This window comes from Pseudomonas sp. AC247, from assembly GCF_979258015.1.
On sequence record NZ_OZ409829.1, the window covers coordinates 3,970,666 to 3,992,802 of the forward strand.

At 60.6% G+C, this 22,137-nt stretch carries 23 protein-coding genes; 1 reads left to right on the forward strand and 22 read right to left on the reverse strand.

Annotated elements, in window-relative coordinates:
* Positions 1-30: 30 nt before the first annotated feature.
* The 7 genes from ACZZ0B_RS17930 to flhA form a co-directional block, all read right to left on the reverse strand.
* On the reverse strand, positions 31-2,298 hold the full coding sequence (locus tag ACZZ0B_RS17930; RefSeq protein ID WP_463545901.1) for a chemotaxis protein CheA: 2,268 nt from the start codon (positions 2,296-2,298) through the stop codon (positions 31-33).
* A gap of 54 nt (positions 2,299-2,352) precedes the next feature.
* Positions 2,353-3,141, reverse strand: a complete 789-nt coding sequence (locus ACZZ0B_RS17935; protein WP_008077686.1) for a protein phosphatase CheZ — start codon at positions 3,139-3,141, stop codon at positions 2,353-2,355.
* 18 nt (positions 3,142-3,159) lie between these two features.
* Positions 3,160-3,531: a chemotaxis response regulator CheY gene (locus ACZZ0B_RS17940; protein ID WP_024012118.1), complete on the reverse strand. Its 372-nt coding sequence runs from the start codon at positions 3,529-3,531 to the stop codon at positions 3,160-3,162.
* A gap of 166 nt (positions 3,532-3,697) precedes the next feature.
* Positions 3,698-4,438 carry an RNA polymerase sigma factor FliA gene (gene fliA, locus ACZZ0B_RS17945; protein ID WP_007920004.1) on the reverse strand — a complete coding sequence of 247 codons (741 nt, stop codon included), beginning with the start codon at positions 4,436-4,438 and terminating at the stop codon, positions 3,698-3,700.
* Positions 4,435-5,265, reverse strand: coding sequence for a flagellar synthesis regulator FleN (fleN, locus tag ACZZ0B_RS17950; protein WP_003222917.1), 831 nt, complete (start codon positions 5,263-5,265; stop codon positions 4,435-4,437). Before fleN ends, fliA begins: the two co-directional genes overlap by 4 nt.
* A gap of 116 nt (positions 5,266-5,381) precedes the next feature.
* Positions 5,382-6,722 carry a flagellar biosynthesis protein FlhF gene (gene flhF / locus ACZZ0B_RS17955; protein WP_008077677.1) on the reverse strand — a complete coding sequence of 447 codons (1,341 nt, stop codon included), beginning with the start codon at positions 6,720-6,722 and terminating at the stop codon, positions 5,382-5,384.
* 11 nt (positions 6,723-6,733) lie between these two features.
* The gene (gene flhA / locus ACZZ0B_RS17960) at positions 6,734-8,863 is read right to left on the reverse strand and encodes a flagellar biosynthesis protein FlhA (protein ID WP_158831203.1); all 2,130 of its coding nucleotides are present in this window, start codon (positions 8,861-8,863) and stop codon (positions 6,734-6,736) included.
* A 609-nt stretch (positions 8,864-9,472) separates the two neighbouring features.
* On the opposite strand from flhA, the gene ACZZ0B_RS17965 reads away from it, so the two are divergent.
* A complete protein-coding gene (locus tag ACZZ0B_RS17965; protein WP_463545902.1) occupies positions 9,473-9,829 on the forward strand; it encodes a DUF6124 family protein in 357 nt (118 codons plus the stop codon).
* A 96-nt stretch (positions 9,830-9,925) separates the two neighbouring features.
* On the opposite strand, the gene flhB is transcribed toward ACZZ0B_RS17965, so the two are convergent.
* From flhB to fliH, 15 genes are all read right to left on the reverse strand, one after another.
* Complete coding sequence (flhB, locus tag ACZZ0B_RS17970) at positions 9,926-11,065, reverse strand: flagellar biosynthesis protein FlhB (protein WP_008077666.1); 1,140 nt, start codon at positions 11,063-11,065, stop codon at positions 9,926-9,928.
* A gap of 3 nt (positions 11,066-11,068) precedes the next feature.
* Complete coding sequence (fliR, locus tag ACZZ0B_RS17975) at positions 11,069-11,854, reverse strand: flagellar biosynthetic protein FliR (RefSeq protein WP_008077664.1); 786 nt, start codon at positions 11,852-11,854, stop codon at positions 11,069-11,071.
* Positions 11,855-11,857: 3 nt separating this feature from the next.
* Positions 11,858-12,127: a flagellar biosynthesis protein FliQ gene (gene fliQ / locus ACZZ0B_RS17980; RefSeq protein ID WP_008077662.1), complete on the reverse strand. Its 270-nt coding sequence runs from the start codon at positions 12,125-12,127 to the stop codon at positions 11,858-11,860.
* Positions 12,124-12,882 carry a flagellar type III secretion system pore protein FliP gene (gene fliP, locus ACZZ0B_RS17985; protein ID WP_008077660.1) on the reverse strand — a complete coding sequence of 253 codons (759 nt, stop codon included), beginning with the start codon at positions 12,880-12,882 and terminating at the stop codon, positions 12,124-12,126. Before fliP ends, fliQ begins: the two co-directional genes overlap by 4 nt.
* Positions 12,882-13,343, reverse strand: coding sequence for a flagellar biosynthetic protein FliO (fliO, locus tag ACZZ0B_RS17990; RefSeq protein ID WP_463545903.1), 462 nt, complete (start codon positions 13,341-13,343; stop codon positions 12,882-12,884). Before fliO ends, fliP begins: the two co-directional genes overlap by 1 nt.
* Positions 13,344-13,793, reverse strand: a complete 450-nt coding sequence (gene fliN / locus ACZZ0B_RS17995) for a flagellar motor switch protein FliN (RefSeq protein ID WP_008077656.1) — start codon at positions 13,791-13,793, stop codon at positions 13,344-13,346. It abuts the gene before it with no gap.
* A gap of 56 nt (positions 13,794-13,849) precedes the next feature.
* A complete protein-coding gene (gene fliM, locus ACZZ0B_RS18000; protein WP_008077655.1) occupies positions 13,850-14,818 on the reverse strand; it encodes a flagellar motor switch protein FliM in 969 nt (322 codons plus the stop codon).
* 9 nt (positions 14,819-14,827) lie between these two features.
* Positions 14,828-15,331 carry a flagellar basal body-associated protein FliL gene (gene fliL, locus ACZZ0B_RS18005; protein WP_008077652.1) on the reverse strand — a complete coding sequence of 168 codons (504 nt, stop codon included), beginning with the start codon at positions 15,329-15,331 and terminating at the stop codon, positions 14,828-14,830.
* A gap of 171 nt (positions 15,332-15,502) precedes the next feature.
* Positions 15,503-16,870: a flagellar hook-length control protein FliK gene (locus ACZZ0B_RS18010; RefSeq protein ID WP_463545904.1), complete on the reverse strand. Its 1,368-nt coding sequence runs from the start codon at positions 16,868-16,870 to the stop codon at positions 15,503-15,505.
* Between the two features lie 105 nt (positions 16,871-16,975).
* On the reverse strand, positions 16,976-17,323 hold the full coding sequence (locus ACZZ0B_RS18015) for an Hpt domain-containing protein (protein ID WP_440095781.1): 348 nt from the start codon (positions 17,321-17,323) through the stop codon (positions 16,976-16,978).
* Positions 17,324-17,354: 31 nt separating this feature from the next.
* Entirely contained in the window at positions 17,355-19,058 is a 1,704-nt protein-coding gene (locus ACZZ0B_RS18020) for an ATP-binding SpoIIE family protein phosphatase (RefSeq protein WP_463546946.1), read from the reverse strand.
* Positions 19,059-19,063: 5 nt separating this feature from the next.
* Positions 19,064-19,369: an STAS domain-containing protein gene (locus ACZZ0B_RS18025; RefSeq protein WP_463545905.1), complete on the reverse strand. Its 306-nt coding sequence runs from the start codon at positions 19,367-19,369 to the stop codon at positions 19,064-19,066.
* Between the two features lie 154 nt (positions 19,370-19,523).
* Positions 19,524-19,973 (reverse strand): flagellar export protein FliJ, encoded by a 450-nt coding sequence (gene fliJ, locus ACZZ0B_RS18030; protein WP_158831219.1) that lies wholly within the window; start codon positions 19,971-19,973, stop codon positions 19,524-19,526.
* Positions 19,974-19,979: 6 nt separating this feature from the next.
* Positions 19,980-21,338 (reverse strand): flagellar protein export ATPase FliI, encoded by a 1,359-nt coding sequence (gene fliI, locus ACZZ0B_RS18035; protein WP_158831221.1) that lies wholly within the window; start codon positions 21,336-21,338, stop codon positions 19,980-19,982.
* Positions 21,328-22,134, reverse strand: a complete 807-nt coding sequence (gene fliH, locus ACZZ0B_RS18040; RefSeq protein ID WP_463545906.1) for a flagellar assembly protein FliH — start codon at positions 22,132-22,134, stop codon at positions 21,328-21,330. Before fliH ends, fliI begins: the two co-directional genes overlap by 11 nt.
* Between the last annotated feature and the right edge of the window lie 3 nt (positions 22,135-22,137).

Here is a 22,137-nt window from a genome sequence, read left to right on the forward strand (position 1 = left end):
GCGGAACGTTGTCGCCCCGCTGCCCCGGATTCAAATACGCCGTGCGGCGTAACGCTTGAGCATGCTCGGAACATCGAGAATCAGTGCAATGCGGCCGTCACCGGTAATGGTGGCGCCGGACATGCCCGGAGTTCCCTGGAGCATTTTGCCCAATGGCTTGATGACCACTTCTTCCTGGCCGACCAGTTGATCGACGACGAAGCCGATCCGCTGCGTGCCCACCGAAAGGATCACCACGTGGCCTTCACGCTGCTCTTCGTGAGCGGCGGAGCTGACCAGCCAGCGCTTGAGGTAGAACAATGGCAGCGCCTTGTCCCGCACGATCACCACTTCCTGGCCGTCCACAACGTTGGTGGTCGACAGGTCGAGGTGGAAGATTTCGTTGACGTTGACCAACGGGAACGCAAACGCCTGGTTGCCGAGCATGACCATCAGGGTTGGCATGATCGCGAGGGTCAGCGGCACCTTGATGACGATTTTCGAGCCCTGGCCCTTGGTCGAGTAGATGTTGATCGAACCGTTGAGCTGGGAAATCTTGGTCTTCACCACGTCCATGCCGACACCACGGCCGGAGACGTCGGAGATCTCGGTCTTGGTCGAGAAACCCGGGGCGAAAATCAGGTTGTAGCACTCGGTGTCGCTCAGGCGATCGGCCGCGTCCTTGTCCATCACACCGCGTTTTACCGCGATCGAACGCAGGACGTTCGGGTCCATGCCTTTGCCGTCATCGGAAATCGACAGCAGGATATGGTCGCCTTCCTGTTCGGCCGCCAGCACCACACGACCGCCACGGGCCTTGCCCGACGCTTCGCGTTCTTCCGGCGACTCGATGCCGTGGTCGACGGCGTTGCGCACCAAGTGGACCAGCGGGTCAGCCAAGGCCTCGACAAGGTTTTTGTCGAGGTCGGTTTCTTCACCCACCAGTTCCAGGTTGATCTCTTTCTTGAGCTGACGCGCCAGGTCACGAACCAGACGCGGGAAGCGCCCGAAGACCTTCTTGATCGGCTGCATCCGGGTCTTCATCACCGCGGTCTGCAAGTCAGCCGTGACCACGTCGAGGTTCGACACGGCCTTTTGCATGGCTTCATCGCCGCTGTTCAGACCCAGGCGCACCAGACGGTTACGCACCAGCACCAGCTCGCCGACCATGTTCATGATTTCGTCGAGACGTGCGGTGTCGACGCGCACGGTGGTCTCGGCTTCGCTCGCCGGTTTTTCCGGTGGCGGTGTCGCTGGTGCACGCGCCGGAGCCGGTGCAGCTGCGGCGGCCGGTTTCGGCGCTTCGGCTTTAGGCTCAGGCTTGGCAGCAGGTTTCGGCGCTGCAACAGCGGCCGGTGCCTTGGCGGCAGGCGTGGCGACAGTAGAGGCGCTGCCAGCAGCGGCGGTGCCGACTTCGCTGAACTTGCCTTTGCCGTGCAATTCGTCGAGCAGCGATTCGAACTCGTGATCGCTGATCAGATCGCTGCCCGCCGCTGCGGCCGCTGGAGCAGCAGGCGCAGGAGCCGAAGCAATCGCCGACTCCAGCGCATCGACAGCAAAGTTGCCCTTGCCGTGCAACTGATCGAGCAGTGCTTCGAATTCGTCGTCGGTGATGTCGGAGCTGTCGCCTTTGGCCGGTGCCGCAGGGGCTGCCGCCGCGGGTGCAACCGCGTCCACGGCGAACTGGCCCTTGCCGTGCAACTGATCGAGCAACGACTCGAACTCGGCATCGGTGATTTCATCGCTGGCCGCGCCATCGGCAGCCGGCGCAGGTGCAGCTGCTGCCGGGGCTTCAGCTTCGGCCTTGACGGCGTTCAGCGAGTCCAGCAGTTGTTCGAATTCGTTATCGGTGATGTCGCCCGATTCGCCTTCGCCGACCAGATCTTCGATCATCTCGGCCACTGGCGAAGCCGGAGCTTCGTCCGCCGATTGCGGTTCTGCCAGACGTGCCAGCGCAGCCAGCAGTTCCGGGGTGGCAGCGGTGATCGGAGCACGCTCACGAACCTCAGTGAACATGCTGTTCACCGCGTCCAGTGCTTCGAGGACAACGTCCATCAGTTCTGCATCAACGCGACGTTCACCCTTGCGCAGGATGTCGAACACGTTTTCGGCGATGTGACAGCACTCCACCAGCTCATTGAGCTGAAGGAAGCCGGCGCCCCCTTTTACAGTGTGGAAACCGCGAAAAATTGCGTTGAGCAGATCTGCGTCATCCGGACGGCTTTCCAGCTCGACCAGTTGTTCGGACAGTTGCTCAAGAATCTCGCCGGCCTCAACCAGGAAATCCTGAAGGATCTCTTCATCGGCGCCGAAGCTCATTAATGGGGTGCTCCTACAGGTCTAAAAACCCAAAAAACCTAAAATTCCAAAACTCTAGAACCCGAGGCTGGATAACAAATCGTCCACATCGTCCTGACCGGACACAACGTCTTCTCGTTTATCGGCATGAATCTGCGGACCTTCACCCTGCGAGAGATGTTTTTGTGGATCTTTTTCTGCAAGCATCGCGGCGCGGTCATGTTCGATGCCCGCAAAGCGGTCGACCTGACTGGCCATGAGCACGAGTTTGAGCAAATTGCTTTCGACTTCGGTGACCAGTTGGGTCACACGCTTGATCACCTGACCGGTCAGGTCCTGGTAATCCTGGGCCAGCAGGATGTCGTTGAGATTGCTCGACACCGCACGGTTGTCCGTGCTGCTGCGCGACAGAAAACCGTCGACCCGGCGCGCCAGCTCGCGGAACTCTTCAGCCCCGACTTCGCGACGCATGAAGCGACCCCAATCGGTGCTCAAGGCCTGGGCTTCATCGGCCAGACTGTTGACCACCGGCGTGGCGCTTTCCACCAGATCCATGGTGCGGTTGGCCGCGGCCTCTGTCAGCTTGACCACATAGCCCAGGCGTTCGGTGGCGTCGGTGATTTGCGACACTTCCTCGGCCTGCGGCATGTTCGGATCGATCTGGAAGTTGACGATCGCACTGTGCAGTTCACGTGTGAGCTTGCCGACTTCCTGATACAGGCCACGGTCACGGGTCTGATTGAGCTCATGGATCAGTTGCACAGCGTCGCCGAACCTGCCTTTTTCAAGGCTCTCGACCAGTTCGACCGCGTGTTTTTTCAGGGTCGACTCGAAATCGCCCTGTGAAGATTCGTTATGCTCCATAGCTCCCCCGCGCGTTCATCAGCCGATGCGTTCGAAAATCTTCTCGATTTTGTCTTTCAACGCCTGAGCCGTGAAAGGTTTGACTACGTAGCCGTTTACACCGGCCTGAGCGGCTTCAATGATCTGCTCGCGCTTGGCTTCAGCGGTCACCATGAGAACGGGCAGATGCTTGAGTTTTTCATCGGCACGCACGTGGCGCAGCAGGTCGATACCGGTCATGCCCGGCATGTTCCAGTCTGTTACCAGAAAGTCGATGCTTCCGCTGTTGAGCACCGGAATGGCGGTAGTGCCATCGTCGGCCTCGACGGTATTGGTGAACCCAAGATCGCGCAGCAGGTTCTTGATGATCCGCCGCATCGTTGAGAAGTCATCAACGATGAGGATTTTCATGTCTTTGTTCAATTCGACCTCCAAGCAGTCTTAAACGCGCCCAGCACCTGGACGCGCCACTTCAATCAATCGGCGCAGCACTCGAAGACTGTCTGGAGCACAACAGAGCAAGACCGGTGCCGTTCATCACCGCACCAGCCTCGTTCGCAGTGTCCCCACACTGCCTTCAGCGCGCTCGCCACTCCCCCAAACGCCCCCGCAAGCGGGCCGCGCACTGGCTGTGTAACTGGCTGACCCGCGATTCACTGACGCCAAGGACTTCACCGATCTCCTTGAGGTTCAGCTCTTCGTCGTAGTACAGCGCCAACACCAGTCGCTCACGCTCCGGCAAATTGGCAATCGCGTCCGCCAGCGCCGCCTGGAAGCGTTCATCTTCCAGATCGCGTGACGGCTCAAGATGAGCACTCGCGCCATCCTCGTGCAGCCCTTCGTGTTCGCCGTCCTGCAGCAGGTCGTCGAAACTGAAGAGGCGGCTGCCCAAGGTGTCATTCAAAATCCCGTAGTAATCGTCGAGACTCAATTGGAGTTCGGCTGCAACCTCGTGATCTTTAGCGTCACGGCCGGTTTTAGCTTCAATTGAGCGAATTGCGTCGCTGACCATACGGGTATTGCGGTGAACCGAGCGTGGCGCCCAGTCCCCCTTGCGCACTTCGTCGAGCATTGCGCCGCGGATTCGGATGCCCGCGTACGTTTCGAAACTGGCGCCTTTGCTGGCGTCATATTTGGTCGAGACTTCAAGCAGGCCGATCATCCCGGCCTGGATCAGGTCTTCGACCTGCACACTCGCCGGCAACCGTGCCAGCAAGTGATAGGCAATGCGCTTTACCAGTGGCGCGTAACGCTCGATCAACTCGTACTGCGCATCACGTGCCGACTTCTTGTAGTAATTCATACCGCTGGCGGTCATAGCACTGGCCCTGCCGTTTGCTGCACGAGGCGCTCGACGAAAAATTCAAGGTGGCCACGCGGGTTGGCGGGCAGCGGCCAGGTATCGACCTTCTGCGCGATCGCCTTGAACGCCAGCGCGCACTTGGAACGCGGGAAGGCTTCATAGACGGCACGCTGTTTCTGCACGGCCTTACGCACGCTTTCGTCGTAAGGCACGGCGCCGACGTATTGTAGAGCGACGTCAAGGAAGCGATCCGTGACCTTGGTCAACTTGGCGAACAGGTTGCGGCCTTCTTGCGGGCTCTGCGCCATGTTGGCCAATACGCGGAAGCGGTTCATGCCGTAATCGCGGTTGAGCAGTTTGATCAGCGCGTAGGCGTCGGTGATCGAGGTCGGCTCGTCGCACACCACCAGCAACACTTCCTGGGCTGCGCGAACAAAACTGACTACCGAGTCACCAATACCCGCAGCGGTGTCGATCACCAGTACGTCGAGATTGTCGCCGATGTCGCTGAACGCCTGAATCAGGCCAGCGTGTTGTGCCGGGCTCAGGTGGACCATGCTCTGGGTGCCGGACGCGGCCGGCACGATGCGAATCCCGCCGGGGCCTTGCAACAGAACGTCGCGCAGCTCACAGCGGCCTTCGATAACGTCAGCCAGCGTGCGTTTGGGCGTGAGCCCCAGCAGAACGTCGACGTTCGCCAGACCCAGGTCGGCGTCCAGCAACATGACCCGACGGCCAAGCTCTGCCAGCGCCAGGGACAAGTTCACTGACACGTTAGTCTTGCCGACGCCACCTTTGCCGCCGGTCACCGCGATCACCTGTACGGGATGCATGCTGCCCATGTTATTTCTTTACCTTGTCTTGCATAGACGGAGGCCACATTACTGGCTGCGCGTTCACAACCGGAACAATGCATGGCAGACCATCGATGTAGGTACAAAAACTGTTCATGAATACCTCAGCCTACCTGCTTGGTGGGGCTGTGATAGATATCAGCGAACATGTCGGCCATGGCTTCTTCGCTGGGTTCTTCCTGCATTTGCACGCTGACGGCGCGGCTGACCAGTTGATGACGGCGCGGCAGATGCAGATCATCCGGAATCCGTGGGCCATCGGTCAGGTACGCGACCGGCAATTCATGACTGATCGCCAGGCTCAACACTTCGCCAAGGCTGGCCGTTTCATCCAGTTTAGTCAGGATGCACCCGGCAAGCCCGCAACGCTTGTAACTGTGATAAGCGGCGGTTAGAACCTGTTTCTGGCTGGTGGTTGCCAAGACCAGATAATTTTTTGAACGAATGCCTCGACCGGCCAGACTTTCGAGCTGCATGCGCAGGGCCGGATCGCTGGCTTGCAGGCCGGCAGTATCGATCAGCACCACGCGTTTGCGCAGCAGTGGATCCAGCGCTTGCACCAGCGATTGGCCCGGATCGACGTGAGTCACCGGCACATTGAGAATGCGCCCCAGGGTCTTCAGTTGTTCCTGGGCACCGATGCGGAAACTGTCCATGCTCACCAGCGCGACATTCTGCGCGCCGTACTTGAGCACGTAACGCGCGGCGAGCTTGGCCAGCGTGGTGGTCTTGCCCATGCCGGCAGGGCCGACCATGGCGATCACCCCGCCCTCTTCCAGCGGCTCGACTTCCGGTACGGCAATCATCCGCGCCAGGTGCGCGAGCAACATGCGCCAGGCCTGACGCGGCTCTTCAATATCGGTGATCATCGCCAGCAGATCGCGCGACAACGGCCCGGACAGACCGATGCGTTGCAGACGACGATACAGGTTGGCTTGCGCCGGACGGCTGCCCTGCAACTGATTCCAGGCCAGGGTGCCGAGCTGAACTTCCATCAGCTCGCGCAGGCTGTTCAATTCAAAACGCATCGAATCCAGTGCGCGTGGATCGACGCCGCCGGAGGACTGCGCAGGCGCCGGGGCTGGACGCGCCGGAGCGGCGTAAGTCGGCTCGCTCAGCGGCTCAGCGGCGGTCAGCGGCAGCCCAGCGGTCAACGGCAGACCGGCGAAGATCTGCCGATTGCTGTTGCCGTCGGCTTCGCCACGCAGGCTCAACTCGGCCTGGGCGGTGACGATGCGCGACTGGGTCTTGCGCAGCTCGTCTTCGAGTTCCATGTTCGGAACCCGTGGTGCCAGCGCCGACAATTTGTAATCCAGTGCCGCCGTCAGCTCGACACCGCCGGCAATGCGACGATTGCCAATGATGGCGGCATCAGCGCCCAGCTCATCACGAACCAGCTTCATGGCCTGACGCATATCGGCGGCAAAGAAACGCTTAACTTGCATAAACCACTACCTCAGCCGTTGGGCCCTACTGTCGCAACGATGGTCACTTGCTTGTTGTCCGGTATTTCCTGGTAGGCCAGCACGTGCAGTCCAGGGACTGCGAGGCGGCCAAAGCGCGAGAGCATCGCGCGCACCGGGCCTGCTACCAACAGGATCACCGGCTGACCTTGCATTTCCTGACGCTGCGCCGCTTCGATGAGCGAACGCTGCAGCTTCTCGGCCATGCTTGGCTCCAGCAGAACGCCCTCTTCCGAGCCTTGTCCTGCCTTCTGCAGACTATTGAGCAATATTTGTTCCAACCTTGGTTCCAAGGTGATCACAGGCAGCTCGGACTCAGTGCCTACAATGCTTTGGACGATGGCGCGCGATACGCCGACCCGCACAGCAGCGACCAACGCGGCGGTATCTTGACTCTTGGCAGCGTTGTTGGCGATGGCTTCGGCGATGCTGCGAATGTCGCGCACCGGCACGTGCTCGGCCAGCAGCGCTTGCAGCACTTTGAGCAGTTGCGACAGCGAGACCACACCCGGCACCAGCTCTTCAGCCAGTTTTGGCGAGCTTTTGGCCAGCAATTGCATGAGTTGCTGCACTTCTTCGTGGCCGATCAGCTCACTGGAGTGCTTGTACAGAATCTGGTTCAAGTGCGTCGCAACCACGGTGCTGGCATCGACCACGGTGTAACCGAGCGATTGCGCCTGCGCACGCTGGCTGATTTCGATCCACACCGCTTCCAGGCCGAAAGCCGGATCTTTGGCGTTGATCCCGTTGAGCGTGCCGTAGACCTGGCCGGGGTTGATCGCCAGTTCGCGATCCGGGTAAATCTCGGCTTCGGCGAGGATCACGCCCATCAGGGTCAGGCGATAGGCGCTCGGTGCCAGGTCGAGGTTGTCGCGGATGTGTACGGTCGGCATCAGGAAGCCCAGATCCTGCGAGAGCTTTTTGCGCACGCCCTTGATCCGCGCGAGCAGTTGCCCACCCTGATTGCGGTCCACCAGCGGGATCAGGCGATAACCGACTTCCAGGCCGATCATGTCGATCGGGGTCACGTCATCCCAGCCCAGTTCCTTGGTTTCCATGGCGCGGGCCGGCGACGGCAGCAGCTCTTGTTGACGCTTGACCTCTTGCAGGGCCTGCACCTTGACGATGTTTTGCTTCTTCCAGAACAGATAGGCGCCACCGGCAGCCAGCGCAGCCATGCTCAGGAACGAGAAGTGCGGCATGCCCGGCACCAGGCCCATGACCGCCATCAGACCGGCCGCCACCGCCAGCGCTTTCGGCGAGGCGAACATCTGGCGATTGATCTGTTTGCCCATGTCTTCCGAGCCGGAAGCACGGGTCACCATGATCGCGGCAGCTGTCGATAACAACAGTGATGGCAATTGCGCCACTAAACCGTCACCGATGGTCAGCAAGGCGTAAACCCGACCGGCGTCGCCGAAGCTCATGTTGTGCTGGAAGATACCGACGGCCATGCCGCCGATGAGGTTGATGAACAGAATCAGCAGGCCGGCAATGGCGTCACCACGGACGAACTTGCTGGCACCGTCCATCGAACCGTAGAACTCGGCCTCTTGGGCGACTTCCTGACGGCGCAACTTGGCCTGGTTCTGGTCGATCAGACCGGCGTTGAGGTCGGCGTCGATCGCCATTTGTTTGCCGGGCATCGCATCGAGGGTGAAGCGCGCGCTCACCTCGGAAATCCGCCCGGCACCCTTGGTCACCACGACGAAGTTGATGATCATCAGGATCGCAAACACCACGATACCGACCACGTAGTTACCGCCGATCACCACCTCACCGAAGGCCTGAATCACCTTACCGGCAGCGGCGTGGCCGTCCTGACCGTGGAGCATGACCACCCGTGTAGAGGCCACGTTCAACGCCAGCCGCAACAGGGTCGCGACCAGCAGAATGGTCGGGAACACCGCGAAATCCAGTGGCCGCAGCGCGTAGACGCAGACCAGCAGGACGACGATCGACAGGGCGATGTTGAAGGTAAAGAACACGTCCAGCAGGAACGGCGGCACCGGCAACATCATCATCGCCAGCATCACCAGCAACAGCAACGGCACGCCCAGATTGCCCCGACTTAAATCGGCAACGTTTGTGCGTGCTGTGTTGAATAACTGAGAGCGATCCACCGGTTTTCCCCGTTCCTTTAAAGCAAACTTTTGACGCCCAACGCAGGCGCACGGCGGCTATTGCAAGAAGCCTTCCAACTTTTGCGATTGATTGAAACAGAGAGGGAGCTGAACGCGAACAATGTAGGAGTGAGCCTGCTCGCGATGAGGATTTTCCAGTCAATACATTCAAACCAGACAGACCGCTATCGCGAGCAGGCTCACTCCTACAGGGGATCGCATTCCAAATCAGGAGGTGAGCCTGCTCGGGAAGGGCCAGTGAAGTCAGCAAAAGTCGACTTTTAAACTCAGGTGTTTAAAAGACACCTCATGACACGTCTCGCAGGCTACACATCCTTGCGCCTTTGCCTACAGCTACGCCAGAATCCGCCGGCTTGTGCGCCTTGGGGGCGGGTTCTATTGTGGGTCGGTCGCTGATCATTCAGTGATCGGGTTTAGCAGCCCGGGTTTTTCTCTAGACGCACAAAGCCTGTTGCCGTAATGGCGGCTTTGCGTGGGGCACTTCGGTGCGCCGGGTTCTAGAGTCCTGGTCTGCTAACCCGCGTACAGCCGCCACCTCCTTCGTTAGCAGCGAACGGTGGCAGCTTCACTACTCTAGAGGCTTCACCGATGATAAAACCAACACCAAACCCGCCAGAAACCGACCCCACCTCCCCCTACGAATCCCTCGATTCAAAAAAACTCCACGAAGCCGCCGACCGCGCCCTCGATCACTACCTCTGCCCCGGCAGCACCCGACCGCCACGCAAACCCAGCACGATGTACGCCGTCGTTTCGGACATCAAAAGCGAGGAGCTGCTGGCCAACGCCTGCGAAACACTCGCCTCAGCCAGAACCATCGCCAACGACTTCGCCAACCTCATACCTGCATCACAACGCAGGACGCTACTGGGCATTGCGCAACTGATCATGCTCGGGGAACTGGCGGTGAATCGGGCGCTGGATAATCTCGAACTGCCGAATTAGGTCGAGCACAGATCGCAGCCTTCGGCAGCTCCTACCGGTGGAATGCGATCCATGTAGGAGCTGCCGAAGGCTGCGATCTTTTGATGTTGATGCGAATCAGGAGTCGCGACGCAGGTCCGGCGGAATCGGCAGGTCGTCCTTAAGCGGGTCCGGACGCTTGCCCTTGCCGGCGCGGTACTGGCGGATCTGGTAGACGTAGGCCAACACCTGGGCAACCGCCAGATACAGGCCACCCGGAATTTCTTCATCCAGCTCGGTGGAGTAGTAGATCGACCGCGCCAAGGCCGGCGACTCCAAGAGCATGACGTTGTTGGCCACGGCGATTTCGCGAATTTTCAGCGCAAGGAAGTCATTACCCTTGGCCAACAGCAGCGGCGCACCGCCCTTTTCGGCGTCGTATTTGAGCGCCACGGCGTAGTGCGTCGGGTTGGTGATGACCACGTCGGCGTCGGGCACCGCCGCCATCATTCGCCGCTGCGACATCTCGCGCTGCAGTTGACGAATGCGCTGTTTGACCTCCGGCTTGCCCTCTTGATCCTTGTGCTCGTCGCGCACTTCCTGCTTGGTCATCTTGAGCTTTTTCATGCTCTCCCAAATCTGCACCGGCACGTCCACTGCAGCGATCAGGATCAACCCGCAGGCCATCCACAACGTACTCCAGCCGACCAGCAAGACGCTGTGAATGATCGCCTGATCCAGCGGCTCATGCGCGATGCGCAGCAAGTCGTCGACGTCCGAAGACAACACCACCAACGCCACCGCCAGCACGATGAAAAACTTCGCCAGCGCCTTGAGCAGCTCGACAATCGCCTTCATCGAAAACATGCGCTTGAGGCCGGCGCCGGGGTTCATCCGGCTGAACTTCGGCGCCATGGAACCGGCGGCAAACAACCAGCCACCCAACGCGATCGGGCCGAGCAACGCCGCCAGCAACAGGGTGATCATGACCGGCTGAATCGCCACCAGCGCGATCTTCCCCGAGTTGAGCAAAAACGTCCCCATGGAGCGCTCGTCCATGATCACTTCGCGCGTCAGCGTGAAGTTCATGCGCATCAGTTCCATCAGGTCCTGCGCGAGCATGCCGCCAAAGATCAGCAGGCCGCCGGCGCCGGCGAGCATCACCGCGAGGGTGTTGAGCTCTTTGGAACGGGCAATCTCACCCTTCTCACGGGAGTCCTTTTTACGTTTCTCCGTGGGGTCTTCTGTTTTGTCCTGACCGCTTTCGCTCTCAGCCATGACTCAGCGTGCCCGTGCCAGTTCGCGTAAAAACTGCAAGGCCTCAGCGGCCAGCGGTTGATACTGATTGAGGATGTCCGCCAGACCGACCCAGACGATAAACAGGCCAAGCACCAGGGTCAGCGGGAAACCGATGGAGAAAATGTTCAGTTGCGGCGCGGCCCGGGTCATCACGCCGAACGCGATGTTGACCACCAGCAGCGCGGTGATCGCCGGCAACACCAGCAACAGTGCGGCACCCAGCACCCAGCCAAGTTTGCCGGCCAGTTCCCAGTAGTGCGCGGTCATCAAACCGCTGCCGACCGGCAACGTGGTGAAGCTTTCAGTGAGGACTTCGAAAACCACCAGATGGCCGTTCATCGACAGGAACAGCAACGTCACCAGCATGGTAAAGAATTGCCCGATCACCGCCACGGACACGCCGTTGGTGGGGTCAACCATCGAGGCGAAACCCATGCCCATCTGGATCGCGACAATTTGCCCGGCCACCACAAAGGCCTGGAAGAACAACTGCAGGGAAAACCCGAGAATCGCGCCAATCAGAATCTGCTCGGCGATCAGCAGCAAGCCGCTGAGGTCGAGCGCATTGACCGGCGGCATCGGTGGCAGGTTCGGCGAAATCACCACGGTGATGGCCAGGGCGAAATACAGGCGAATGCGTTTCGGCACCAGCGTCGTGCCGAACACCGGCATGACCATCAACACCGCGCCGATGCGAAACAACGGCAACATGAACGTCGCCACCCAGGTACTGATCTGGGTGTCGGTCAACTGCAGCAGCGATTGCATGGCTTAGCCGATGACCATCGGGATGTTGTGGTAGAGCTGGATGATGTATTCCATGAAGGTCTGCACCAGCCACGGGCCGGCGACAATCAGGGTCACCAGCATCACCAGCAGACGCGGGAGGAAGCTCAGGGTCTGTTCGTTGATCTGCGTCGCGGCCTGAAACATCGCCACCAGCAGGCCGACCAGCAGACTTGGAATCACCAGCACCGCGACCATCATGGTGGTCAGCCACAACGCTTCACGGAAGATGTCGACCGCAACTTCCGGGGTCATGGCGAGACACCGCCGAAGCTACTCGCCAGCGTGCCGATAATCAGCGCCCAGCCATCCACCAGCACGAACAGCATGATTTTGAACGGCAGCGAAATGATCAGCGGCGAGAGCATCATCATACCCATCGCCATCAGCACACTCGCCACCACGAGGTCGATGATCAGGAACGGAATGAAGATCATGAAGCCGATCTGGAACGCGGTTTTCAGCTCGGACGTGACGAACGCCGGGACCAGAATCGTCAGCGGCGCCTGATCCGGCGTGGCAATGTCCGTACGCTTGGACAGGCGCATGAACAGTTCCAGATCACTGCTGCGGGTTTGCGCGAGCATGAAATCCTTGATCGGCACCTGGGCCTTTTCCACCGCTTGCTGCGCGGTGAGTTTTTCCGCCAGGTACGGCTGCAACGCATCGTTGTTCACCCGATCGAACACCGGCGCCATGATGAACATGGTCAGGAACAACGCCATGCCGGTGAGGATCTGGTTCGACGGCGTCTGCTGCAGACCGAGGGCCTGACGCAGGATCGAGAAGACGATGATGATCCGGGTGAAACTGGTCATCAGCATGACGAACGCCGGGATGAAGCTCAGCGCAGTCATGATCAGCAGAATCTGCAGGCTGACCGAGTATTCCTGCGCGCCGTCGGCGTTGGTGCCCAGCGTGATCGCCGGGATCGACAACGGATCGGCGGCGAACGCCAGCGGCGCGGCCAGCAACAGGGCCAGCGTCAAGACGATGCGTAGCGCACCCATTACTTCTTATCCTTCTGATCCTTGCCGAGCATCTTCAACAGATGCTGAGCAAACTCCGGGGTGGCTTTCTCGCTGGTCGCGGGGACCGGCACCGGTTCCTTGAGTACATGCAACGCGGTGATGGTGCCAGGGCTCAAGCCGAGCAGAATCTGCTCGTTGCCGACCTGTACCAGCATCAAGCGGTCACGCGGGCCGAGCGCGCGCGAACCGATCAACTCGATCACCTGGCCCTTGCCCGCCGGACCTGCCTGCTGCACCCGGCGCAACAGCCAGGCGAGGAAGAAGATCAGGCCGAGCACCAGCAGCAGACCGAACACCAATTGCGTCAATTGCCCGGCCACGCCACTGCTGACCACGGGCGCGGCAACGGTGGATGCGGCACCCGCAGCGTTGTTGACGACTGGATCAGCGGCCAGCGCGCTCAACGGCAAGGCCAGCAGTGCCCACAGAAACCGTTTCACTCAGCGCAGCTTCTTGATGCGTTCGCTTGGGCTGATCACGTCAGTCAGGCGGATGCCGAACTTTTCGTTGACCACCACCACTTCGCCGTGCGCGATCAGTGTGCCGTTGACCAGCACGTCCAGCGGTTCACCGGCCAGACGGTCCAGCTCGATCACCGAACCCTGGTTGAGTTGCAGCAGGTTGCGGATGTTGATGTCGGTGCTGCCGACTTCCATCGAGATCGACACCGGGATGTCGAGGATCACGTCCAGGTTCGGACCGTCCAGGGTGACCGGATCGTTGTTCTTCGGCACGCTGCCGAACTCTTCCATCGGCAGACGCGAGCCGCTCGAGGCGTCAGCCGCCAGCAGTGCGTCGATGTCAGCTTGACCATCACCGGTTTCTTCCAGGGCAGCAGCCCATTCATCGGCCAGTGCCTGATCGTCCTGGGCGTTCATATCGTCGTTCATCATGTGTCCTCGGCGGGCAACAATTCAGTTAATGCAAAAGGGGGTGTGGCGCCGCTTCAGCGACGCTCGATCGGCTCGATCACTTGCAACGCGAGGTTGCCTTTGTGCGAGCCCATCTTGACCTTGAAGGCCGGCACGCCGTTGGCGCGCATGATCATGTCTTCCGGCATCTCGACCGGGATCACGTCCCCCGGCTGCATGTGCAGGATGTCGCGCAGTTTCAACTGGCGACGCGCCACGGTGGCACCGATCGGCACGTCGACGTCGAGCACGTCCTGGCGCAGGGCGTTGACCCAGCGTTCGTCCTGATCGTCGAGGTCCGACTGGAAACCGGCGTCGAGCATTTCACGCACCGGCTCGATCATCGAATACGGCATGGTCACGTGGAGATCGCCGCCACCGCCGTCGAGTTCGATGTGGAAAGTCGACACCACGATGGCCTCGCTCGGGCCGACGATGTTGGCCATCGCCGGGTTCACTTCCGAGTTGATGTACTCGAAATTGACTTCCATGATCGCTTGCCAGGCTTCTTTCAAATCGATGAAAGCCTGCTCCAGCACCATGCGCACCACACGCAGTTCGGTCGGGGTGAATTCACGCCCTTCGATCTTCGCGTGACGGCCGTCGCCGCCGAAGAAGTTGTCCACCAGCTTGAACACCAGTTTGGCGTCGAGGATGAACAGCGCAGTGCCGCGCAACGGTTTGATCTTGACCAGGTTGAGGCTGGTCGGCACGTACAGCGAGTGCACGTATTCGCCGAACTTCATCACCTGGACGCCACCGACGGCAACGTCCGCCGAGCGGCGCAGCATGTTGAACATGCTGATGCGGGTGTATCGGGCAAAACGCTCGTTGATCATTTCCAGAGTCGGCATGCGTCCGCGGACGATGCGATCCTGGCTGGTCAGGTCGTAGCTTTTGACACTGCCGGGTTCGGCAGCGTTATCGGTCTGTACCAGACCATCGTCGACGCCATGCAACAGCGCATCGATTTCATCCTGGGACAGCAGATCCTGCACGGCCATGTCGTGTTCCTACTGCAGTACGAAATTAGTGAAAAGCAACTGTTCGATCACCACTTTGCCCAGCTCTTTCTGCGCCACTTCCTGGACGCTGGCTGTGGCCTTCTGGCGCAACATCTCTTGCCCGACCGGCGTCGCCAAGGTGGCGAAATCCTGACCGGAGAAGAGCATCACCAGGTTATTGCGGATCACTGGCATGTGCACTTTGAGCGCTTCCAGATCAGCCTGATTGCGGCCCAGCATGGTGATGCTCACCTGCATGTAGCGCTGACGGCCGTTCTGGTTGTAGTTGGCCACGAACGCCGGGGCCATGGGCTCGAAGATCGCGGGCTGCTTGCCGACCGGCGCAGCATCGGCGGCCTCGGCAGGCTTGCTCTGGGCGCTGTGCATGAAGAACCAGGTCGCCCCCACGGAAGCACCAATGGCCAACAGCAACGCCAGCACGATCACAATGATCAGCTTGAGTTTGCCTTTGGTTGCGGGGTCTTTCACTGCTGCTGTATCGCTCTTCGCCATGCCAATAATCCGTCACTAATCGGGTTTTCACAGTCGCACGGCAAGGCAAGAGCAAGTGTTATGCCAGAAGTGTCAAAGCAAAAGATCGCAGCCTCCGGCAGCATCTACATTTGGCGATGTACACCCTGTAGGAGCTGCCGAAGGCTGCGATCTTTTTGTGTTGCCATGCCGTCAGGCGTAATAGTCAACCGCGCTGGTGCCGATGACGCTAGTGGTCTGGGCAACAGACTCAGCCACCGCTGCGGGCGTCAACTCTTCGTCCGCCGAATCCAGACGACCACCGGCGGCGCTGGTGCGGCCACTCTGGCCCTGCTGCGCCTGTTCCTGACCTTGCCCCTGCCAGCCACGCCCCTGATCAGCCACGTTGACGTCGACCTGGCCCATGCCCTGCTGGGTGAACATTTCACGCAGTCGATGCATCTGCCCGTCGAGCGCTTCGCGCACGCTCGGGTGCGCACTCATGAACGTCACCTGGGTCTGCTGGTCCGGGACCATGTTCACGCGAATATCCAGACGCCCCAGCTCCGCCGGTTGCAACTGAATGTCCGCCGCCTTCAGATTGGCGCTCGACAGGTACATGACGCGGTTGACCACTTCTTCGGTCCAGCCGCTCTGGTGCATGGCGATTGGCTGGTTCACCGGCACCGCGTTGGCGGTTTTTGGCGTGGCCGCTTGCGTCAGCGCCGCCAGACGGTTGGCGAAGTCATCGACACGGGTATCGCTGGTGGCGGACTTGAGGTCTTTCAAACCGTCATCGATCAGCCCGCTGAAGGCTTTTTCGCCGCCCTGACTGGTGCTGTCCTTGTCGGCCTGCACGTCGAGCATGCTGGCCATGCCGGCAGCGAAGTTCTGTGCGGTGGTCAATTCGCCGTCAGCCTGAGCCTGCGCTGGCGAGGCTTTCGGTTGCGCCTGGCTGGCGGCGGAAATATGCCCGCCCTGCTCCATCGCCATGCGCACGGCCGGCAAGGCATCAAGCGGGTCGGCCTCAGGATCGAAATCGCTGTCGGTACTGGCCGCCGGGTCTTTGACCACCGCCGGCAATACCGCCACGGCCGGTGTTTCGACTTTCGGCGGTGTCGGCGTCTCAACCACTGGCGGTTGCGCGACAGGCGCAGTCACCAGGGGCTGCACGACTTCTGCCAACGCCGGGTCCAGCGCCGGGTCGACAGGCGCGGTATCGGCTACCGGCGTCTGCGGGGTGTCGGCGCTGTCGTCGTCGCTGGCAGTCTTGTCATCGGCGGCAACCGGTTTGTCGGCAGGCAACGCTTTGCCGCTATCGGCAACCGCCGGGTTCGCGGCGGCAGACTGATCTTTGCCGAGGTCTTTTTTGCCGCTGTTGTCAGCGACCTTGTCGCGCGCCGGTTTCAGCGAATTGTCAGTGCTCGCGGCAGGCTTGTTCGGCCCTTGATCGGCGAACACTTTTGCGAAGCTTGAGGCCTTGTCGCCGGGGTCTGCGGCCAATGCCGACGATTTGGCAGAGGCTGCTTGCGCCTTGGCCTGGGCGGCGGTCTGAAGAAGAATATTGGGGGTCGCAGGCATAACACGGTCTCCGCTGCACTGGGATCGTAGGTACAGTTGAGGGAGATATATGCAAGTGCCGGGCCAGTTTTGCCCGACACCCGAGAAAAGCGCCGGGCGGCGTGTTCAATGCGCGAGTGCGTGCTGTCGCTCGTCTTCGTAGACAGGGCGCACATCAGCAAACTCATTGCTGATATCCGCCACCAGCATGGCAATTTCCGAGGGGCTTTTATCTTTGGCTTCTGACTCCAGCGTCTGACAGAGTTCCGCCAGGCGCACAGCGCCCATGTTGCTGGCGCTGCCCTTGAAACTATGGGCAACCTCCGACAAGACCTTGGCGTCCGCAGTCTTGCGCAGCTCAACCAAGCGACTTTCGGAATCGGTCAGAAAGGTATCCAGCAACTCCGGATACCCGTCCTCCATGACTTCGCGCAGTACGCTCAGCGCCTCGCGATCCACATGTTGGTCAGTCACTTGCTCACTCCTTGATCAAGAATTGCGCGGATTATGCCTGAACCTCCCAGAAAAACTCCACGCAAGCACTACGACCTTCGTCCGACCACCTGGCGTTATGCCCCAATTGCCGGATCAGGCTGACACCGCGCCCCGACAGACGGACGTCGTCCAATGGCCGCTCCATCACCCGCGCCACATCAAAGCCCTTGCCACTGTCTTCGACCCGGATCAGCAGGCATCCGCCGTTGTTCACAGGCCTCACCTGCAGATGCACGCGCACAAAACCCTCCTGCAAGGCATCGAGCCGCTGATTGCGCTGCTGATAATAAAGGGCAAAACCGGCAGCATCGCGCTTGAGACTGGAATCCAGACCCAGCACGCCATGCTCCAGCGCGTTGGAGTAGAGCTCGGCGAGCACGCTGTACAACGCGCCGCTCTGCCCGCGCAAACCATGCACCTCCAACAGCAACTGCAACAGGTATGGCAATGGATTGAAACGCTTGAGTGTAGCCCCGCGAAACTCGAAGCTCACCGACCAGTCCAGCGGACAGGATTGACCGCTGTCGGAATACACCGGCGCCGACGGATTGACCTGTGCCAGCTCAAGCAAACTGACCTCGACCATGCTCACATCGTCGCGCGCCTCACCGCGAAAATCCCGTAGCGCCTGCTCGATGTCCTCGAACAACCGATCAGGCTCACGGTTGGCGGCGAACACTCGCTGCAGACGCTCGACACCGAACAACTGATCGTTGGCATCGCTGGTATCAATGACCCCGTCGGACAACACGAAAACCCGATCGCCAACCGCCATCGAATGCACTTCAGTGCGGTCATCGAATGCCTGTGGACTGAGCACGCCCAACGGCAAATGGCGCGCCGCCAACGGTTCGCGCTCGCCCGTGGCGATTCGGTGCAAGTAGCCGTCAGGCATGCCGCCATTCCACACTTCCACCGAGCGCCGCTGAAAACTCAGGCACAGCAGCGTCGCGCAACAGAACATGTCCACGGGCAGGATGCGTTTGAGCTTGGCGTTCATTTCGCGCAGGGTTTCGGCCAGGCCATAGCCCTTGGCGGTCATGCCATAGAAGACTTCGGCCAAGGGCATCGCGCCCACCGCTGCCGGCAAACCGTGGCCGGTGAAGTCGCCGAGCATGACGTGCATGTCGCCCGCTGGCGTATAGGCCGCCAGCAACAGGTCGCCGTTGAACAGCGCGTAGGGCGATTGCAGATATCGGATGTTTGGCGCACTCAGGCAGCCGGCATGCGCCACCTTGTCGAACACCGCTTTGGCGACGCGCTGTTCGTTGAGAAGGTAGTCGTGATGTTTGGCAATCAGGTCGCGTTGTTGCAGCACGGTAGCTTGCAGACGTCGCAAGCGATCCATCGCCTTGATTTTGGCGGCGAGAATCACTTGGTTGTAGGGCTTCGCCAGAAAATCGTCACCACCTGCCTCAAGGCAACGCGCCAGCGCTTCGCTTTCCGTCAACGAGGTCAGGAAGATAATCGGCACGAGGGTTTCCCCTGCCAGCGCCTTGATCTGCCGCGCCGCTTCGAAGCCGTCCATCACTGGCATCATGGCGTCCATCAACACCAGGCTGGGCTGCTGACGGCGGAACACCTCGACCGCTTCGGCACCGTTGGCCGCCGTCAGCACTTGATGACCCTGGCGGCGGACGATGGTCGACAGCAGCAAGCGGTCGGCGGCACTGTCTTCGGCGATCAGAATGGTCAGCGGCTCTTGCGCCTGCATGCTGGTCAACTGATGTCGAAGAGTTTGTCGAAATTGGAGATGGCGAGGATTTTGCGCACGTCGGAGTTGCTGTTGACGACCCGCACGTCGGACTCGTCGCCGCCGGCGTGATCACGCAGCAGGAGCAGCATGCCCAAGGCCGAGCTGTCGAGGTAGGTGGCTTCTTTGAGGTCGACCACGATGGACTCGGGTTTCTGAACGAGACGCTCGTAGGACTCGCGAAACTCCTGGTGACGACCGAAATCAAATCGCCCCTTGACTGAGATAGTCAGTTTTTGACCATCTGGAGAAAGATCTGTAACGACTGACATTGACTGGCTTCCTTGTCATTGACGAACGTGTACAAGGTTTAGCACTTGGCAGGGGATGGGGCAAGGTTGGAAGCAAGATCAAAAGATCGCACCCTTCGGCACCCCCTACACTGATCCCCTGCAGGAGCTGCCGAAGGCTGCGATCTGTTGATCTTCAGTACGGATTCTGCCGAGGCAGGCGCTGGGACAACTCGTCCAGCAGCTTCTGCTCACGCTTGTCCTCGGCCCGCTGCGCCTCGTCGCGGTAACGCTGCACCAGCTTGCGCAACCCTTCGACCCGGGCAAACGCCTGTTGCCAGGCCTCACGCGCCTTTTCCAGATTGTTCTGGTGCCAGACCAGGCTCTGGCGCTGCTGATCAACGGCGGTGTCGAGTTGTGCCAAAAAGCCCTGGAAGCCGAGCAGCCATTGCCCGGTCACGCCGGTGCTGCCGCGCACGATCCATTGCTGCGAGTAATCCAGACGAAAGGCGTTGAGGTCGGCGAGTTTGCTTTCGGCCACTTTCACCTGGCCCTGGAAATACCCCAGGCGTTGCACGGCGGCTTTCTCGGCCTTCTCGGCCATGTCCACCACCGGCACCAGACGCGCGGCTCGACTCAGGGCCATGGCCGGTTAACCGCCGGGCGCCGGAGCGAAGATCGAGGCCAAGTGATTTTCACTGGCGCCCATGTTGATGTTGTCGTTCAAGCCCTGACGCAAGTACAGCGACATCGACGGCTGCAAGCTGATCGCAGTGTCGGTTTCGCGGTCACCACCGGCCACATAAGCGCCGACGCTGATCAGGTCGCGACTCTGCTGATAACGCGACCAGTATTGCTTGAACATCTGCGCATGGTTCATGTGCTTGATGCCGACCACCGACGGCATCACCCGGCTGATCGACGCCTCGATGTCGATGGCCGGGTAGTGCCCTTCTTCAGCCAGACGCCGCGACAGCACGATGTGGCCGTCGAGTACGCCGCGCGCCGAGTCGGCAATCGGGTCCTGCTGATCGTCGCCTTCGGACAGTACGGTGTAGAACGCGGTGATCGAACCACCGCCCTTCTCCGCGTTGCCCGCGCGCTCCACCAGTTTCGGCAACTTGGCGAACACCGACGGCGGATAACCCTTGGTCGCCGGCGGCTCGCCGATGGCCAGGGCGATTTCCCGCTGGGCCTGAGCGAAACGGGTCAGCGAATCCATCAGCAACAGGACGTTCTTGCCCTTGTCGCGGAAATACTCGGCGATGCGCGTGCAATACATCGCGGCACGCAATCGCATCAGTGGCGCATCGTCCGCTGGCGAGGCGACGACCACGGAGCGCTTGAGGCCTTCTTCACCGAGGATGTGCTCGATGAATTCTTTAACTTCTCGACCCCGCTCACCGATCAGGCCAACGACGATGATGTCGGCCTCGGTAAAGCGGGTCATCATGCCCAGCAGCACGGATTTACCGACGCCGGTACCGGCGAACAGACCGAGACGCTGGCCGCGACCGACCGTCAACAAACCGTTGATGCAACGGATGCCGACGTCCAGCGGCACGCTGATCGGGTCACGGTTGAGCGGGTTGATCGTCGGGCCGTCCATCGGCACCCAGTCTTCGGCTTTCATGCCGCCCTTGCCGTCCAGCGCACGACCGGCGCCATCGAGCACACGACCGAGCATGCTCATGCCCATCGGCAACCGACCGGCATCAGCCAGCGGCACCACGCGGGCGCCGGGGGCGATACCGGCAACGCTGCCGACGGGCATCAAGAAGACTTTATTGCCGGAGAAACCCATGACTTCCGCTTCCACCTGGGAGGGGTGGTAGCTGTCGTCATTGATCACCATGCAGCGGGTGCCCATGGCAGCGCGCAGGCCTTCGGCTTCGAGCGTCAGGCCGACCATGCGCAGCAGGCGGCCTTCAAGGATCGGCGCACCGGCAATCTCGGTGGCCTCGGCATAGGTGCTCAGGCGCTTGGCGAAGCTGGTGCGTTCAAGGCGCATCGGGGGTGTCCGCGAGCGGCTCGTCAGCGTCGACGACCGGCTTGGCGACTTCGGGGATGTCCAGGCTCAGGTCCGCTGCGGCCGGGTGCAAGGCCTGCTCGTGCAACTGATCGAACAGCTTGGCCATGACCTGACTGACGCGCGACTCGATGCTGGCATCGATGCGGCTGTGCTCGGTTTCTACCCGGCAACCGCCGGGCAACAGCGTGTCGTCCTCGACGATGCGCCAGGTTTCTTCATGGCGCTCGCGCAGGGCTTTGACCTGAGCGAAATCCTGCGGATTGACGTACAGGCGCACGTTTTCCACGCCCAGCGGCAACAGCTTGAGCGCATCGCGCATGACCTGCTCAATCTGCGTCGAATCGATCGCCAGTTCGCGCTTGATCACCTGTTTGGCGATGTGTTGCACGAGGTCGACCAGCGACTTTTCGATCTGCGTGTCTTGCTCGGCAATCGGCTCGAACAGGTGCCCCATCAGTTGCTCAAGGCTGGCGACTTTCGCTGCCAGGGCCACTTCGGCTTCCTGACGGACTTTCAGCGTGGTGCTGTGAAAACCTTCTTTTTCGCCAATGGCGAAGCCCTCGTTGTAAGCCTCCTGACGGATGCTTTCGAGTTCTTCCAGGGTCAGTGGCTGGACTTCGTCCAGCGGCACTTCTTCCATTTCCGGCGGCTCGGGTTCCGGCTCAGGCTCCGGCTCAGGTTTCGGCGGATCGAAGCTGGGCATCGCCCAGGATTCAAATCCGCGAACATCGCGGGCACGGATCAGATCCGTCACATCGTCGTCGTGCTTGTCCATGGG

Bases quoted from the DNA above. Each gene is read 5' to 3' on its own strand.
- ACZZ0B_RS17930 (WP_463545901.1), bottom strand. From the start codon at position 2,298: ATGAGCTTCGGCGCCGATGAAGAGATCCTTCAGGATTTCCTGGTTGAG.
- ACZZ0B_RS17935 (WP_008077686.1), bottom strand. From the start codon at position 3,141: ATGGAGCATAACGAATCTTCACAGGGCGATTTCGAGTCGACCCTGAAA.
- ACZZ0B_RS17940 (WP_024012118.1), bottom strand. From the start codon at position 3,531: ATGAAAATCCTCATCGTTGATGACTTCTCAACGATGCGGCGGATCATC.
- fliA (WP_007920004.1), bottom strand. From the start codon at position 4,438: ATGACCGCCAGCGGTATGAATTACTACAAGAAGTCGGCACGTGATGCG.
- fleN (WP_003222917.1), bottom strand. From the start codon at position 5,265: ATGGGCAGCATGCATCCCGTACAGGTGATCGCGGTGACCGGCGGCAAA.
- flhF (WP_008077677.1), bottom strand. From the start codon at position 6,722: ATGCAAGTTAAGCGTTTCTTTGCCGCCGATATGCGTCAGGCCATGAAG.
- ACZZ0B_RS17965 (WP_463545902.1), top strand. From the start codon at position 9,473: ATGATAAAACCAACACCAAACCCGCCAGAAACCGACCCCACCTCCCCC.
- flhB (WP_008077666.1), bottom strand. From the start codon at position 11,065: ATGGCTGAGAGCGAAAGCGGTCAGGACAAAACAGAAGACCCCACGGAG.
- fliR (WP_008077664.1), bottom strand. From the start codon at position 11,854: ATGCAATCGCTGCTGCAGTTGACCGACACCCAGATCAGTACCTGGGTG.
- fliQ (WP_008077662.1), bottom strand. From the start codon at position 12,127: ATGACCCCGGAAGTTGCGGTCGACATCTTCCGTGAAGCGTTGTGGCTG.
- fliP (WP_008077660.1), bottom strand. From the start codon at position 12,882: ATGGGTGCGCTACGCATCGTCTTGACGCTGGCCCTGTTGCTGGCCGCG.
- fliN (WP_008077656.1), bottom strand. From the start codon at position 13,793: ATGAACGACGATATGAACGCCCAGGACGATCAGGCACTGGCCGATGAA.
- fliM (WP_008077655.1), bottom strand. From the start codon at position 14,818: ATGGCCGTGCAGGATCTGCTGTCCCAGGATGAAATCGATGCGCTGTTG.
- fliL (WP_008077652.1), bottom strand. From the start codon at position 15,331: ATGGCGAAGAGCGATACAGCAGCAGTGAAAGACCCCGCAACCAAAGGC.
- ACZZ0B_RS18010 (WP_463545904.1), bottom strand. From the start codon at position 16,870: ATGCCTGCGACCCCCAATATTCTTCTTCAGACCGCCGCCCAGGCCAAG.
- ACZZ0B_RS18020 (WP_463546946.1), bottom strand. From the start codon at position 19,058: ATGCAGGCGCAAGAGCCGCTGACCATTCTGATCGCCGAAGACAGTGCC.
- ACZZ0B_RS18025 (WP_463545905.1), bottom strand. From the start codon at position 19,369: ATGTCAGTCGTTACAGATCTTTCTCCAGATGGTCAAAAACTGACTATC.
- fliJ (WP_158831219.1), bottom strand. From the start codon at position 19,973: ATGGCCCTGAGTCGAGCCGCGCGTCTGGTGCCGGTGGTGGACATGGCC.
- fliI (WP_158831221.1), bottom strand. From the start codon at position 21,338: ATGCGCCTTGAACGCACCAGCTTCGCCAAGCGCCTGAGCACCTATGCC.
- fliH (WP_463545906.1), bottom strand. From the start codon at position 22,134: ATGGACAAGCACGACGACGATGTGACGGATCTGATCCGTGCCCGCGAT.